Annotated in this window: 15 protein-coding genes; 9 read left to right on the top strand and 6 right to left on the bottom strand. The window is 63.7% G+C overall.

Going from position 1 to position 12559, the window contains the following annotated elements; genetic code table 11:
• From J5J09_RS07330 to J5J09_RS07320, 3 genes are read left to right on the top strand one after another with little or no spacing between them, the layout of a single operon-like run.
• Entirely contained in the window at window positions 1–819 is an 819-nt protein-coding gene (locus J5J09_RS07330; RefSeq protein ID WP_208549009.1) for an ABC transporter permease, read from the top strand.
• Between the two features lie 6 nt (window positions 820–825).
• On the top strand, window positions 826–1572 hold the full coding sequence (locus tag J5J09_RS07325; protein WP_208549008.1) for an aspartate/glutamate racemase family protein: 747 nt from the start codon (window positions 826–828) through the stop codon (window positions 1570–1572).
• A gap of 1 nt (window position 1573) precedes the next feature.
• Window positions 1574–2413 (top strand): GNAT family N-acetyltransferase, encoded by an 840-nt coding sequence (locus J5J09_RS07320; RefSeq protein ID WP_208549007.1) that lies wholly within the window; start codon window positions 1574–1576, stop codon window positions 2411–2413.
• Here J5J09_RS07320 and J5J09_RS07315 read toward each other — a convergent pair.
• The 4 genes from J5J09_RS07315 to J5J09_RS07300 all read right to left on the bottom strand — a co-directional run bounded on the left by J5J09_RS07315 (window position 2383) and on the right by J5J09_RS07300 (window position 6067).
• A complete protein-coding gene (locus J5J09_RS07315) occupies window positions 2383–3039 on the bottom strand; it encodes a nucleoside/nucleotide kinase family protein (protein ID WP_208549006.1) in 657 nt (218 codons plus the stop codon). The two genes, J5J09_RS07320 and J5J09_RS07315, sit on opposite strands and share 31 nt — an antisense overlap.
• Window positions 3036–3818, bottom strand: a complete 783-nt coding sequence (locus tag J5J09_RS07310) for an ATP-binding cassette domain-containing protein (RefSeq protein ID WP_208549005.1) — start codon at window positions 3816–3818, stop codon at window positions 3036–3038. Before J5J09_RS07310 ends, J5J09_RS07315 begins: the two co-directional genes overlap by 4 nt.
• Complete coding sequence (locus J5J09_RS07305; protein ID WP_208549004.1) at window positions 3818–4897, bottom strand: ABC transporter permease; 1080 nt, start codon at window positions 4895–4897, stop codon at window positions 3818–3820. The genes J5J09_RS07310 and J5J09_RS07305 overlap by 1 nt, the downstream gene beginning before the upstream one ends.
• A gap of 144 nt (window positions 4898–5041) precedes the next feature.
• The gene (locus J5J09_RS07300) at window positions 5042–6067 is read right to left on the bottom strand and encodes a sugar ABC transporter substrate-binding protein (protein ID WP_208549003.1); all 1026 of its coding nucleotides are present in this window, start codon (window positions 6065–6067) and stop codon (window positions 5042–5044) included.
• A gap of 234 nt (window positions 6068–6301) precedes the next feature.
• On the opposite strand from J5J09_RS07300, the gene J5J09_RS07295 reads away from it, so the two are divergent.
• Complete coding sequence (locus J5J09_RS07295) at window positions 6302–7552, top strand: ROK family transcriptional regulator (protein WP_208549002.1); 1251 nt, start codon at window positions 6302–6304, stop codon at window positions 7550–7552.
• Complete coding sequence (locus tag J5J09_RS07290) at window positions 7536–7970, top strand: RbsD/FucU domain-containing protein (RefSeq protein ID WP_208549001.1); 435 nt, start codon at window positions 7536–7538, stop codon at window positions 7968–7970. The genes J5J09_RS07295 and J5J09_RS07290 overlap by 17 nt, the downstream gene beginning before the upstream one ends.
• On the opposite strand, the gene J5J09_RS07285 is transcribed toward J5J09_RS07290, so the two are convergent.
• Entirely contained in the window at window positions 7955–8887 is a 933-nt protein-coding gene (locus tag J5J09_RS07285; RefSeq protein ID WP_208553317.1) for a diacylglycerol kinase family protein, read from the bottom strand. The genes J5J09_RS07290 and J5J09_RS07285 overlap by 16 nt on opposite strands.
• Window positions 8888–9111: 224 nt before the next feature.
• On the opposite strand from J5J09_RS07285, the gene J5J09_RS07280 reads away from it, so the two are divergent.
• Complete coding sequence (locus J5J09_RS07280) at window positions 9112–10341, top strand: MFS transporter (RefSeq protein WP_208549000.1); 1230 nt, start codon at window positions 9112–9114, stop codon at window positions 10339–10341.
• Here the strand turns inward: J5J09_RS07280 and J5J09_RS07275 are convergent.
• The gene (locus J5J09_RS07275) at window positions 10327–10752 is read right to left on the bottom strand and encodes a helix-turn-helix domain-containing protein (RefSeq protein ID WP_208548999.1); all 426 of its coding nucleotides are present in this window, start codon (window positions 10750–10752) and stop codon (window positions 10327–10329) included. The two genes, J5J09_RS07280 and J5J09_RS07275, sit on opposite strands and share 15 nt — an antisense overlap.
• A gap of 122 nt (window positions 10753–10874) precedes the next feature.
• Here J5J09_RS07275 and J5J09_RS07270 point away from each other — a divergent pair, with 122 nt between their 5' ends.
• The 3 genes from J5J09_RS07270 (at window position 10875) to J5J09_RS07260 (ending at window position 12559) form a co-directional block, all read left to right on the top strand.
• A complete protein-coding gene (locus tag J5J09_RS07270) occupies window positions 10875–11891 on the top strand; it encodes a zinc-binding alcohol dehydrogenase family protein (protein ID WP_208548998.1) in 1017 nt (338 codons plus the stop codon).
• A 112-nt stretch (window positions 11892–12003) separates the two neighbouring features.
• Entirely contained in the window at window positions 12004–12249 is a 246-nt protein-coding gene (locus J5J09_RS07265) for a type II toxin-antitoxin system ParD family antitoxin (RefSeq protein WP_208548997.1), read from the top strand.
• Window positions 12230–12559, top strand: coding sequence for a type II toxin-antitoxin system RelE/ParE family toxin (locus tag J5J09_RS07260; RefSeq protein ID WP_348646425.1), 330 nt, complete (start codon window positions 12230–12232; stop codon window positions 12557–12559). The genes J5J09_RS07265 and J5J09_RS07260 overlap by 20 nt, the downstream gene beginning before the upstream one ends.

Raw genomic sequence — 12559 nt, 5'->3', positions numbered from 1 at the left:
ATGAACTCGGACAAACGCTCCCGCGAATTCTACATTCTGGCGATCTTCTTCGCGCTGTTCGTGCTGTTCCTCTACGGCCCGCTGTCGGCAATCCTGATCCTGTCCTTCCAGGGACCGAACGGCGGCCTCACCTTCCCGCTCAACGGGGTATCGGTACACTGGTTCTTCAACCTCTTCGAACAGCAGGCCGTGGGCGACTTTGGTGGTTCCTTCCGCCGCTCCTTCGCGCTGGGACTGATGGTAATGATCGTCACGGTGATCGTGTCGCTGCTGGCGGGGCTCGCGTTTCGCCGCAAGTTCATCGGTGCCACGCCGCTCTTCTATCTCGCTGTCGCAAGCCTCGTCGTGCCGTCGATCATCATCTCGCTCGGCATCGGCGTACTGTTCTCACAGCTCGGCCTGCAGCCGGCCTGGTATTCCTCCGGCTTTGGCGCCCATCTCACCTGGACGCTGCCCTTTGGCGTGCTGATCATGTTCGCGATCTTCAACCGTTTCTCGCCGTCCTATGAGGAAGCCGCCCGCGATCTTGGCGCGACGTCGTGGCAGACCTTCCGCCATGTGGTGCTGCCGATGATCCTGCCGAGCCTGATCGGCGTCGGCCTGTTCGGCTTCACGCTTTCCTACGACGAGTTCGCCCGCACGCTGATGACATCCGGCACCTACAACACCCTGCCGCTCGAAATCTACGGCATGACCACCAATGTAACGACGCCGGTGCTCTATGCGCTGGGCACTGTGACGACGCTGTTTTCCTTCCTTGTGATCGGCGGGACCCTGGCGCTGCTCATCGGCATCAACCGTCGCCGCAGCCGGGGTTGATCCAGCATGAAAATCGCCGTCATCAATCCCAACACCACGGCCAGCATGACCGCGACCATCGCGGATGCCGCCCGGCGGGTGGCAAGCGACACCACGGCCATCGACGCTGTCACCTCGTCCATGGGGCCGGTCTCCATCGAAGGTTACTACGACGAGGCGCTGGCGCTGCCCGGCCTTCTGCTGGAGATATCGAGGGCAGAACGCAACGGCGCCTCTGCCGCCGTGATCGCCTGCTTCGATGACACCGGGCTCGATGCCGCCCGCGCGCTCGCCGACATCCCGGTTCTCGGCATCTGCGAGGCGGCGCTGTCGGCCGCGTCGTTCATCGCCCAGCGCATCACCGTCGTCACCACCATGGAACGCTCGCGACTGCCGCTCGAACATCTCGTCCATCGCTACGGCATGACCGACAAGGTGAAGGTTCGGGCAGCAGACATTCCGGTCCTGTCGCTCGAGGACCCGCAATCCAACGCCCGCGACCGGCTGCGCAACGAGATCGCGACCGCGCTGCGGGAGGACAAGGCCGAGGCGATCGTGCTTGGCTGTGCCGGCATGGCCGACCTGACGCTTGAGCTCAGGCGCGAATTCGGCGTGCCGGTCATCGACGGGGTCGCCGCGGCGGTCAAGCAGGCGGAAAGCCTTGTGGCACTCGGGCTTTCGACCGCCAAGCGCGGCGCCTATGCCTCACCGATCCACAAGCCTTATGTCGGGGCGCTGGAAGCGTTTTCCCCGGCTGCTTTAGGGACGGCATAACATGGGCGGCGTTGTGGTGCGGACATTGGAGCCGGCCGAGGTGACGAACCTCGTCAGCTGGGCGGCCGGCGAAGGCTGGAATCCGGGTCTCGGGGATGCCGAGGCCTTCCGCGCCGCCGATCCGGACGGTTTCATCGGCTGCTTCGTCAACGGCGAACTGGCCGCGGGCATCGCCGCCATCGCCTACGACACGAGCTTCGGCTTCATCGGCCTCTATATCTGTCGACCCATGTTCCGGGGCCAAGGGTTCGGCCGGCGGGTCTGGGATGCCGGCATGAGCTATCTTGGCGATCGCGTCATCGGCCTCGACGGCGTGCCGGAGCAGCAGGGGAACTACGCCAGCATGGGCTTTGCTCCGCTCTACGAGACCGTGCGCTGGTCGGGCGTGGCACCTAAGAGTATGGCCACGCCGCCAAGCGTCCGCCCGGCGGCCGAGGACGACCTTGCCGCTCTCGTCCAACTCGACCGGCGCCATTTCCCCACGGACCGAACGCAATTCCTGAAGGCGTGGCTGACGGCTCCACGCTCGGCCTTCGTCCGCAAGACACACGGCCAGATCACCGGCTTTGCCGTGGTTCGGGACTGTGGCGACGGCGCCAAGATCGGTCCGCTCTTCGCAACCGACGAAGAGACGGCCGAGAACCTCTTTGCCGCCTGCCTCGCCAGCCGGCGCGACGGCCTGCTCGCCATCGACGTCCCCCAGCATCAGGTCGGTTTCGCGGAAACGCTGGAACACGCGGGCTTCACGCCCGGCTTCACCACCGCGCGGATGTATCGCGGCAAGGCGCCGGCCGTTGCGCTTGCCGGCGTCTATGGTGTGACGACGCTCGAACTGGGCTGATCGTCGAAACTCTCCAGCATCACATCCGCCTTGCGGCTCGCCTCGATCACAAGCCGACCGTTCGGCAGATCATTGCCGTGTAGCTTCCAGTCGATACCGTCGGCATCCATGTTGTAGCCCTGCCAGCGGGCGGTCAGTCGGCGGGTGAGTTCGTCCATCGACGGGGCGACGAAAATCGTGAAATCGAAGAGTGGCGCGAGTTGCCGCCAGGGGTCTCGGTCGAGCAGCAGGTAGTTGCCCTCCACCAGGATGATCCGGTCTCCGGGTGTAATTTCCCGCGCGGCATTGATGGTGATCTCGCGGTCGCGGTCGAAGACCGGCAAGAGCACCTCGCCCCCTGCCCGCACGGCGCGGACGATGTCGATAAAGCCACGCACGTCGAAGGTCTCAGGCGCGCCCTTGCGTGGCAGCAGGCCGCGCGCTTCGAGAATGGCGTTGTCCATGTGGAAACCGTCCATCGGCAGTACGACCGCGGCCTCGCCACGGGCCACCAGGATGTCCCGGAGCCGCTCGGCCAGCGTCGACTTGCCGGCTCCTGGCGGACCGGCGATGGCGACGAGAAAACGCCGGGCGGAACCCGCCCGGCTGATGATGTCATCGGCGATGGCGTCAGGCGTGAGCGTCACGCGGCGATACCCTCGTCAGGCGCCGGGCGGGCGCCGGTCATAAAGGCGACCGCGTCGGACATGGTGTAATCCTTCGGATTGATGACGCAGAGGCGCTTGCCGAGCCGGTGGACATGGATGCGGTCCGCCACCTCGAACACGTGCGGCATGTTATGCGAGATCAGCACGATCGGCAGGCCACGGGCGCGCACGTCGAGGATCAGTTCGAGAACCTTGCGGCTTTCCTTGACCCCAAGCGCCGCTGTCGGTTCATCGAGGATCACCACCTTCGAGCCGAATGCGGCGGCGCGGGCGACGGCAACGCCTTGGCGCTGGCCGCCGGACAGGGTTTCCACCGCCTGGTTGATGTTCTGGATCGTCATCAGCCCCAGTTCCGACAGTTTGTCGCGGGCGAACTTTTCCATCGCCGGACGGTCGAGGCTGCGGAAGACCTTGCCCATTACGCCCGGCTTGCGGAGTTCGCGGCCGAGGAACATGTTGTCGGCGATCGACAGCGCCGGCGACAGCGCGAGGTTCTGGTAGACGGTCTCGATCCCGGCCTTGCGGGCCTCGATCGGCGAGCGGAAATGCACAGGCCGCCCCTCCAGACGGATCTCGCCTTCGTCGGGTGTCACGGCACCGGAAATCGCCTTGATCAGCGAGGATTTACCAGCGCCGTTGTCGCCGATGACGGCGAGGATTTCGCCCGGGTAGAGATCGAAATCGGCTTGGTCGAGGGCGGTCACGCGGCCGTAGCGCTTGATCAGACCGCGAGCGGTGAGAATGGGTTCCCTGGTCATCAGCCTGCCACCTTTCTGATCCACTGGTCGATTGCCACGGCGCCGATGATGAGCACGCCGATCAAGAGGTATGTCCATTGCGGGTCGGTGCCGATGAGGCGCAGGCCGAGGGAGAAGACACCGACGATCAGCGCCCCGAAGAGCATGCCGAGGATCGAGCCGCGCCCGCCGAAGAGCGAGAGACCGCCGATTACGACGGCCGTGATGCTTTCGATGTTGGCAAACTGGCCGGCGGTCGGCGAGACCGAACCGATACGGCCGATCAGGGCCCAGCCGGCCAGCGCGCAGATGAGGCCGGACAGCGTATAGACGGAGACCAGCATGCGCTTGACGTTGACGCCCGCCAGTTCCGCCGCATCCGGATCGTCACCGACCGCATAGAGGTGCCTGCCCCAAGCCGTCCTGTTCAAGACATACCAGAGCAGGGCGACGAGCAGCACCATGGCAATGACGCCATAGGTGAAGACCGCTCCGCCCATGCGTATGTTGTTGCCGAAGAATTGCAGGATGGGCGCGTTGGCCTCGATATCCTGGGCGCGAATGGTCTCATTGGCCGAATAGAGGAAGTTGGACGCCAGCACGATCTGCCACATGCCGAGCGTGACGATGAAGGGCGGAAGGCGCATCCAGGCGATCAGCGCGCCGTTGATCCAGCCGCAAAAGCCACCGACGATGAAGCCGCACAGGACGGCGATTTCAGGTGGAAGACCGTAGCGGAAGGCGAACTGCCCCATCACGACGGAGGACAGGACCATGATCGCGCCGACAGAAAGATCGATACCTGCGGTCAGGATGACAAGGCTCTGGGCCGCGCCGACGATGCCGACGATCGCCACCTGCTGGAGGATCAGCGTCAGCGTGAAGGCGGAGAAGAACTTGCCGCCGAGGATCGCGCCGAAGGCGACCAGGGACAGGATGAGCACGATCAGCGGCACCGCCGCCGGGCTCGAATGAAGGAAATGCTGGAAGCGCTCTATGACCGACTTGTTCCGTTCGAAGGAGGCGACCTGGTTGGAGCTTCCGCCCAGCACCTTCTCGAACTCCTGGCTCGGCCCCGCGGCTTTCACCTCTTGCTGCATGTTTCGTCCTCCCTGATGCATCCGTCCCGTGCAAATAAAAAGCGACCGATCTCCCGTCCGCCCAGGCGATCGGTCGCTGCCCGTAGCGGCGCGGAAAGGACCAACCAACCGCGCCACTCATAGTCTTTCACGGGCTAAGTCAGATCAACCCCAGCACTTGTCCATGCCTTCCTTGGTGTCGATGGACTCGACGCCGGCTGCGGGCTTGTCGGTGACAAGGGCAACGCCGGTGTCGAAGAAGTCCTTGCCTTCGGTGGCGGCAGGCTTCTCGCCGGTGTCGGCGAACTTCTTGATCGCCTCAATGCCAAGCGACGCCATCAGCAGCGGGTATTGCTGCGATGTCGCGCCGATCACACCTTCGGCGACGTTCTTGACGCCCGGGCAACCGCCATCGACGGAAACGATCAGCACGTCGCCTTCCTTGCCGACGGCCTTCAGCGCTTCATAGGCGCCGGCGGCAGCCGGTTCGTTGATGGTGTGGACGACGTTGACCGACGGATCCTTCTGCAGAAGGTTTTCCATGGCGGTGCGGCCGCCTTCCTCGTTACCGTTGGTGACGTCATGGCCGACGATGCGCGGATCATCTTCGTCGCCGATCTTGCTGATGTCCTTCACGTCGATGCCGAAGCCCTTCATGAAGCCCTGGTTGCGCAGAACGTCGACCGACGGTTGCGACGGGGTCAGGTTCAGGAAGGCGATCCGGGCATCCTTCGCGGCGTCGCCGAGGGTTGCGGCGGCCCACTTTCCGATCAGTTCGCCGGCGAGCAGGTTGTCGGTGGCGAAAGTCATGTCAGCGGCATCGACAGGCTCGAGCGGCGTGTCGAGAGCGATGACGAGGATGCCGGCGTCACGGGCCTTCTGCACGGCCGGGACGATGCCCTTGGTGTCGGATGCGGTGAGCAGGATACCCTTGGCGCCATCGGCGATGCAGGTTTCGATTGCCGCAACCTGGCTTTCGGAATCGCCGTCAATCTTGCCGGCATAAGACTTCAGCGTCACGCCGATCTCGGCGGCCTTGGCGGTCGCGCCTTCCTTCATCTTGACGAAGAAGGGATTGGTGTCGGTCTTGGTGATCAGGCAGGCCGACACGTCGGCGGCGCTTGCCGGAGCGGCAAAGACGCAACCGAGCGCAAGCGCTGCCATGGATGCTGCGAACAGGGACTTCTTCATGATTTTCCTCCCGAAATGGCGTTAGAGATCCGCACCCGCGGACCCTTCACGTGGCTTTGTGGCGCCTCCACGCCGGCCGACGAGCTTCCCGGCTCGCCTCTCCTCCACGGCCCAGAATGAACATCAGAGTTTTCTGATTGTCAATAAATAAATCCAGTTGAATTATTAATTCGCTGTGACATTCTACGGCCGATCCGCTAACAAGGGCCGGGCGGATCGAGGGAGGATGCGGCCATGACATTCTCGGACAACATCCCCGGCGCGGGCGATGCTTCGACGCTGGTCACCACGACCGGCGGCGGTGCGAACCAGGTGCGCGTGCGGGCCTACAACGAGCGGCTCGTGCTGTCGCTCGTCCGACGCAATGCGGGCGTTTCCAAAGCCGAAATCGCCCGCCTTACCGGACTGTCGGCACAGACGGTCTCCGTCATCATGCGGTCGTTGGAAAAGGACGGCCTGCTGATGCGGGGCGAGCCGACGCGTGGACGCGTCGGGCAGCCTTCGGTGCCGATGCGCCTCAATCCGGATGCCGTCTACTCCTTCGGCTTGAAGATGGGCCGCCGCAGCGCAGATCTGGTGCTGATGGATTTCGTCGGCGAGATCCGTCTCAACCGCCACTTCACCTATCCCTACCCCGATCCCAGGCGCATCATCGATTTCGTGACGCGCGGCATTGCCGACCTGGAGGCAAAGCTCTCGACGACGCAGCGTGCTGCGATCGCCGGCGTTGGCATATCCGCGCCATTCGAACTGTGGAACTGGGCACCCGAGGTGGGAGCGCCGGCCGGGGCAATGGATGCCTGGCGGGGCTTCGACCTTCAGGCCGAGGTCGCGGCCCGTCTCCCCTACCCGGTCTATCTCCAGAACGACGCGACCAGCGCCTGTGGGGCCGAACTCGTCTTCGGCATCGGGCCGCGCTATCCGGATTTCGTCTATTTCTACGTCGGTTCCTTCATCGGCGGCGGCATCGTGCTCAATTCGGCGCTGTTCGTCGGCCGCACCGGCACAGCCGGGGCGATCGGCCCGCTGCCGGTGCGCAACAAAAACGGCGAGACCCGGCAGTTGCTCGAAATCGCGTCGATCTTCGTGCTGGAACGGCTGCTGCGGGACAGGGGTATCGATCCACAGCCGCTCTGGTATGCGGCCGACCAGTGGATCGACTTCGGCGAGCCTTTGGAAATCTGGATCCGCGACAGTGCCGCCGCGCTTGCCCAGGCGATCGTCGCAGCATCATCGATCATCGACTTCTCCGCCGCCGTGATCGACGGCGGCTTTCCCGGTTGGGTGCGCGAACGACTGGTGCGGGCGACCGTGGAGGAACTGAACAAGCTCGACCTGCAGGGCATCGTCGTGCCCGACATCGTCGAGGGACAGGTTGGCGCCCAGGCGCGCGCGATCGGCGGCGCCAGCCTGCCGATCTTCAACCGCTACCACATAGACCAGACCGTGCTTTTCAAGGAGATCGAGAATGCTGAAGGGGCTTGACCCGCTGCTCGGACCGGAACTTTTGGCCACATTACGGGCCATGGGACACGGCGACGAAATCGCCGTCGTCGACGGGAACTATCCGGCACTGGAACATGGCCGGCGGTTGATCCGGGCCGATGGCCATGGAATCGTGCGGGTTCTCGACGCGATCCTCAGCGTGCTGCCGGTCGACGATTTCGTCGATCAGGCGCTTTTCCGGTCCACGGTCGGGCCGGATGCCGAGCGCCTTGATCCCATTCACCGTGCGATGATCGAGGTCTGCGAACGCCATGCGCCCGGCCGGTCGATCACCCCGCTCGTCGGCGCCGCCTTCTATGACCGGGTCAAGGCTGCCCACACGGTGGTGCACACCAGCGAGCCGGCGCTCTATGCCAACATGATTTTGCGGAAGGGCGTGATTTATCCGACAGCCTGAGCCAAAGTCGCGACGGCCGCCGGAGCGATGACCCGCAATTCTCCGGGATGCTGACGGATCTCCACATATTCAGGCATGCGCAGCAGTTCGCCGTCGAGGACGCAAAGTGCGCCTTTCCGGTGCTTGGGGAAGTGCAATCGCACGGTCCGCGCCGTGCCATGATCGACCGCTTCATTGTCCTTCAGCCGTCCCCGCAGGATATCGAAGGCGAGCTTTGCGACACCTGCAGACGGAACGGGCGCGGCGAAATAGACGCCCAGCTTGCCGCCTGCGGGATCGTCCTGCACGAGAAGAGCGTTCGCCCCGAACGGATTGTTCGATACCGAGATTGCCGATACATCGCGATTTTCCGGCTTTCCGTCGCCGTCAAGGTCGAATGCAACCTCGAACCGCGGCGGGTCGAGAATAACACCGAGAACCGCCTGCGAGCTCGCCCGCATCTTGCCGAGCCGGCTGGCGAATTCCATCTGGTTGCGCATACGGACCATGCGGGCGTGCATGCCGGCCGAAAACTGGTGCACGAAAGGGCGGCCATTGGCTGTCGCAATATCGACCGATCGGACAGGGCTGGTCGCCAGCGCTTCGACCGCCTGGTGGATATCCAATGGCATCTTCAGCGCGCGTGCGAAGAGGTTCATCGTTCCCGCCGGAATAACGCCAAGCGGAAGGCCCGCACGCCAAGCCAGCCCCGCAGCAGCAGAAATCGTTCCGTCTCCACCGCCGGCGATGACGCCGTCGAGGCCGGAATGGGCGCAGGCCTCCTCGAGGGCACCGACAACCTCGGAGCCGGCCACGATCCGGCACTCCAGCTCCTTGCCCGCACGGGCAAACGCCTCCGTTGTCCTGGCGCAGAAATCGGCCATGTCGGTGGTGCGGAATGTGCCACCGTCACGGTTCAGCACTGCTCTCAGCTTCATGATGCCTCGTTCGATCTTCATTTCGGTGACCGGTCACAGCGCGACACAAACGCGTGGCGTCCGCCGTTGTTTCACCGCGTCTTCCACAAATCGGGAGAGGGTGAGGCCATTTCAAGCTTTTGCTTTGCGGCGACGCACAAAAGGATGATAAATGCTAAGTATTCTTCCGAACCCATCGGGCGGCGCCACCAGCGCGTGCCCACCCGCTGCTTCCAGGACTTCCAATGACCGACATGACCGCGCTCTCCCCGTCCGCAGCCGAGCCGGCGCGTGCTGACACGGCGATCTCGCCGTCGCTTGCAATCCTGATCGAAGTCGCACTCGCGGTCGGCGGCTTCGGCATCGGCACCGGGGAGTTCGCAATCATGGGTCTTCTGCCCGAGGTCGCGACGGCCTATGATGTCAGCGTTCCAGAAGCCGGTCGCGTCATCAGCGCCTATGCGCTGGGCGTCGTGGTGGGCGCGCCTGTCATCGCCGCGCTCGCCGCCAAGCTGCCGCGCAAGACCCTCCTGCTGATGCTGATGGGGCTTTTCGCTCTCGGAAACGCGCTCTCGGCGATCGCGCCCGATTTCCTGAGCTTCACGGCATTGCGGTTCATCACGGGGCTGCCACATGGCGCCTATTTCGGTGTTGCGGCGCTTGTGGCGGCCTCCATGGTTCCACCGCATCGCCGGGCGCGCGCAGTGGGTCGCGTGATGCTCGGCCTGACCATCGCCACGCTCATCGGAACGCCGATCGCGACCTTCCTGGGGCAGATGCTCAGTTGGCGCTCCGCCTTCCTCCTGGTTGGCGGCGTCGGCGCGCTGACGGTGGTGCTCATCGCCTTGTTCTTGCCGAGAGACGAGGTCGCCGCCGGCGCCAGCATCCGCCGGGAACTGGGGGCCTTCGGCCGGCTGCAGGTCTGGCTGACGCTTGCCGTCGCGGCGACGGGATTCGGCGGCATGTTCGCGATCTTCAGCTACATCGCCAAGACGACGACGGATACGGCAGGTCTGCCCGCCACGACGGTGGCGCTCGTTCTGGCGCTCTTCGGCATCGGCATGAATGTCGGAAACGTGCTTGGGAGCCGGCTGGCGGACTGGTCGCTGAAGGGCACGATCGGTGGAATGCTCGCCTTCAACGTCGGCATGATGTCGGTCTTCTCGCTGACGGCGCACAACCCGGTGATGTTGTTCGTCTGCGTCTTCCTGACCGGCTTCGGCTTTGCCGCCTGCCCGGCCGTGCAAATCCGGATCATGGACGTCGCGGCCGACGCGCAGACACTCGCCGCCGCGTCCAACCATTCGGCTTTCAACATTGCCAACGCACTCGGCGCCTGGCTGGGAGGGCTCGCGATCGCCTGGGGCTATGGGTATGCCTCGACCGGATTTGTCGGCGCGGGCTTTTCCGCCGTGGGCCTCATCATCTTCCTGATTTCGATCGCAATGGAGAAGCGGGCCTCAGGTCGCCGCTGAGCGCTCGGCCGAAATCGGCAGTTCCAGCATCGAGGACGGATCGTCCGGAAGCGTCACATATTTGCGCCCGTCCTCGCAGATGACGTGGGTGTTTCCCCATTTCGCCAGCACCATGATCACGTCCTCAAGGCTGCGGCCGATGCGGGTGAGGCTGTATTCCACTTTCGGCGGAACGACGGGATAGACCTTGCGCTCGACCAGGCCGTTGTCCTCGAGTTCCCGCAACTGCTTGGTCAGCATCCGCTGGGTGATGCTCGGCAGGTTTCGCTGCAACTCCGAGAAACGCAGCGTGCCGCTTTTGAACAGGTGGAAGAGAATGACCCCCTTCCACTTGCCGTCGAGCAGGCTCAAAGTCGACTCCACCGGACAACCCGGAAAATTGCTGTTCAGCTTGGCGCGAGGGCGTGACATTTCACGGTATCCTTTTTGATACTACCAACATAAAATGTCGGTATATTCAAAAAATGTGCATTCTTGCATAATGCGATTATATGCATCAACTGGATCGGGTGCAAACAACCAAGGAGCTTTCCATGCGCGCTGTCGGATACAAGACGCCCGGCCCCATCACGTCACCCGAGTCGCTCGTCGACATCACCCTGCCGGATCCGGTCGCATCCGGCCACGACCTGCTGGTCGAGGTGAAGGCCGTGTCCGTCAACCCGGTCGACACAAAGGTCCGCTCCGGCGCGGCCCCGGTCGACGGCGAACACCGCATTCTCGGCTTCGACGCTGCCGGCGTCGTGAAGGCGGTGGGTGAGAAGGTGAGCCTCTTCAAGCCGGGCGACGAGGTCTACTATGCCGGCTCCATCGCACGCCCCGGCACCAACAGCGAACTGCACCTCGTCGATGAGCGGATTGCCGGCTTCAAGCCGAAGAGCCTCGGCTTCGCCGAAGCTGCCGCCCTGCCGTTGACGACGATCACGGCCTACGAGGCGCTGTTCGACCGCTTGAAAGTCCAGGACAAGGTGCCGGGCGCCAATCACGCGATCCTGATCACCGGGGGCGCGGGCGGCGTCGGATCGATAACGATCCAGCTCGCCAAGCAGCTGACCGACCTCACGATCATTGCCACGGCATCGCGTGCCGAAACCGCCGAATGGGTCAAGGCGCTCGGCGCCGACTATGTCATCGACCACTCGAAGCCACTGGCGGCCGAGTATGCGGCGCTCGGCATCGGCGCGCCCGCCTTTATCTACGCGCTGACGCAGAGCGAGCAGCATGCGGATGCCTTCGCGGAGATCATCGCACCGCAGGGCCGGATCGCGATCATCGATGACCCGAAGGGCGGCTTCGATATCATGCGCTTCAAGCGCAAGGCCGTGTCGGTGCACTGGGAGTTCATGTTCACCCGCGCCGTCTTCCAGACGCCTGATATGATCGAGCAGCACCGGCTTCTCAACAAGGTCGCCGATATGATCGACGCCGGCACGGTCCGCACGACGCTCGCCGAGACGGTCGGCACGATCACCGCGGAGAACCTCAAGAAGGCCCATGCGGCCGTCGAGTCCGGGCGCACCCGTGGCAAGATCGTTTTGGAAGGCTTCTGATCGCGCCTAGACCTTGGCCGGCGGCAGCTTCAGCGGGCCGCCGGTCAATACCAACAATTGCGCCCTTTATGTTATCGATGATATCCTCCAGCCAGTCTGTTGGATGATGGTCATGAACGTATCGATCGGCGAACGCTGGGAAAAATTCATCGAAAACACCCTCGAAACCGGGCGCTACAGCTCAGCGAGCGAAGTCGTGCGCGAAGGCTTGCGCCTCTTGGAGGAGCGGGAGGTCAAGCTCCAGGCGCTCAGAAGCCACCTGAACAACGCCATCGAAACCGGTGGCTCGATCGACGACGAAGACCTTGCGTCCGCTCTCGATATCAGGGCCGGCGAGCTTGGGCAAAAGGCTCGTTGAAATGCGGCGGCTGCGCTACCTCGAGAGCGCTAAGGCCGACCTGCTGAACATCATGACCTACATTGCCAGCCAGAGCGGCGATGTAGCCCTGGCCCGAAGCTTCGTAGACAGACTGCGCGCGCGGTGCAGGAACCTTGCCAGTTTGCCCGGGGAACTTGGCCGTCCTCGACCCGAACTTCGCACCGATGTCAGAAGCTTCGCGTATCGGGGTTACGTGATCTTTTTTCGCTACGTCGACGATGTGCTGGAGGTTGTCGCCGTGTTGGAAGGGCATCGCGATATCGATAATCACTTCGGCGAGGACGGATAA

Source organism: Ciceribacter sp. L1K22 (assembly GCF_017599385.1).
Lineage (GTDB): Bacteria > Pseudomonadota > Alphaproteobacteria > Rhizobiales > Rhizobiaceae > Allorhizobium.
Note: the sequence above shows the minus strand (reverse complement) of the source record. Positions and strands in the feature narration are given on the sequence as shown.

Excerpts from the sequence above, each read along its gene's own strand:
- J5J09_RS07330 (WP_208549009.1), top strand. The coding sequence starts at position 1 with ATGAACTCGGACAAACGCTCCCGCGAATTCTACATTCTGGCGATCTTC.
- J5J09_RS07285 (WP_208553317.1), bottom strand. The coding sequence starts at position 8,887 with ATGAAGCTGAGAGCAGTGCTGAACCGTGACGGTGGCACATTCCGCACC.
- J5J09_RS07275 (WP_208548999.1), bottom strand. The coding sequence starts at position 10,752 with ATGTCACGCCCTCGCGCCAAGCTGAACAGCAATTTTCCGGGTTGTCCG.
- J5J09_RS07310 (WP_208549005.1), bottom strand. The coding sequence starts at position 3,818 with ATGACCAGGGAACCCATTCTCACCGCTCGCGGTCTGATCAAGCGCTAC.
- J5J09_RS07290 (WP_208549001.1), top strand. The coding sequence starts at position 7,536 with ATGCTGAAGGGGCTTGACCCGCTGCTCGGACCGGAACTTTTGGCCACA.
- J5J09_RS07295 (WP_208549002.1), top strand. The coding sequence starts at position 6,302 with ATGACATTCTCGGACAACATCCCCGGCGCGGGCGATGCTTCGACGCTG.
- J5J09_RS07320 (WP_208549007.1), top strand. The coding sequence starts at position 1,574 with ATGGGCGGCGTTGTGGTGCGGACATTGGAGCCGGCCGAGGTGACGAAC.
- J5J09_RS07325 (WP_208549008.1), top strand. The coding sequence starts at position 826 with ATGAAAATCGCCGTCATCAATCCCAACACCACGGCCAGCATGACCGCG.
- J5J09_RS07270 (WP_208548998.1), top strand. The coding sequence starts at position 10,875 with ATGCGCGCTGTCGGATACAAGACGCCCGGCCCCATCACGTCACCCGAG.
- J5J09_RS07280 (WP_208549000.1), top strand. The coding sequence starts at position 9,112 with ATGACCGACATGACCGCGCTCTCCCCGTCCGCAGCCGAGCCGGCGCGT.
- J5J09_RS07265 (WP_208548997.1), top strand. The coding sequence starts at position 12,004 with ATGAACGTATCGATCGGCGAACGCTGGGAAAAATTCATCGAAAACACC.
- J5J09_RS07300 (WP_208549003.1), bottom strand. The coding sequence starts at position 6,067 with ATGAAGAAGTCCCTGTTCGCAGCATCCATGGCAGCGCTTGCGCTCGGT.
- J5J09_RS07305 (WP_208549004.1), bottom strand. The coding sequence starts at position 4,897 with ATGCAGCAAGAGGTGAAAGCCGCGGGGCCGAGCCAGGAGTTCGAGAAG.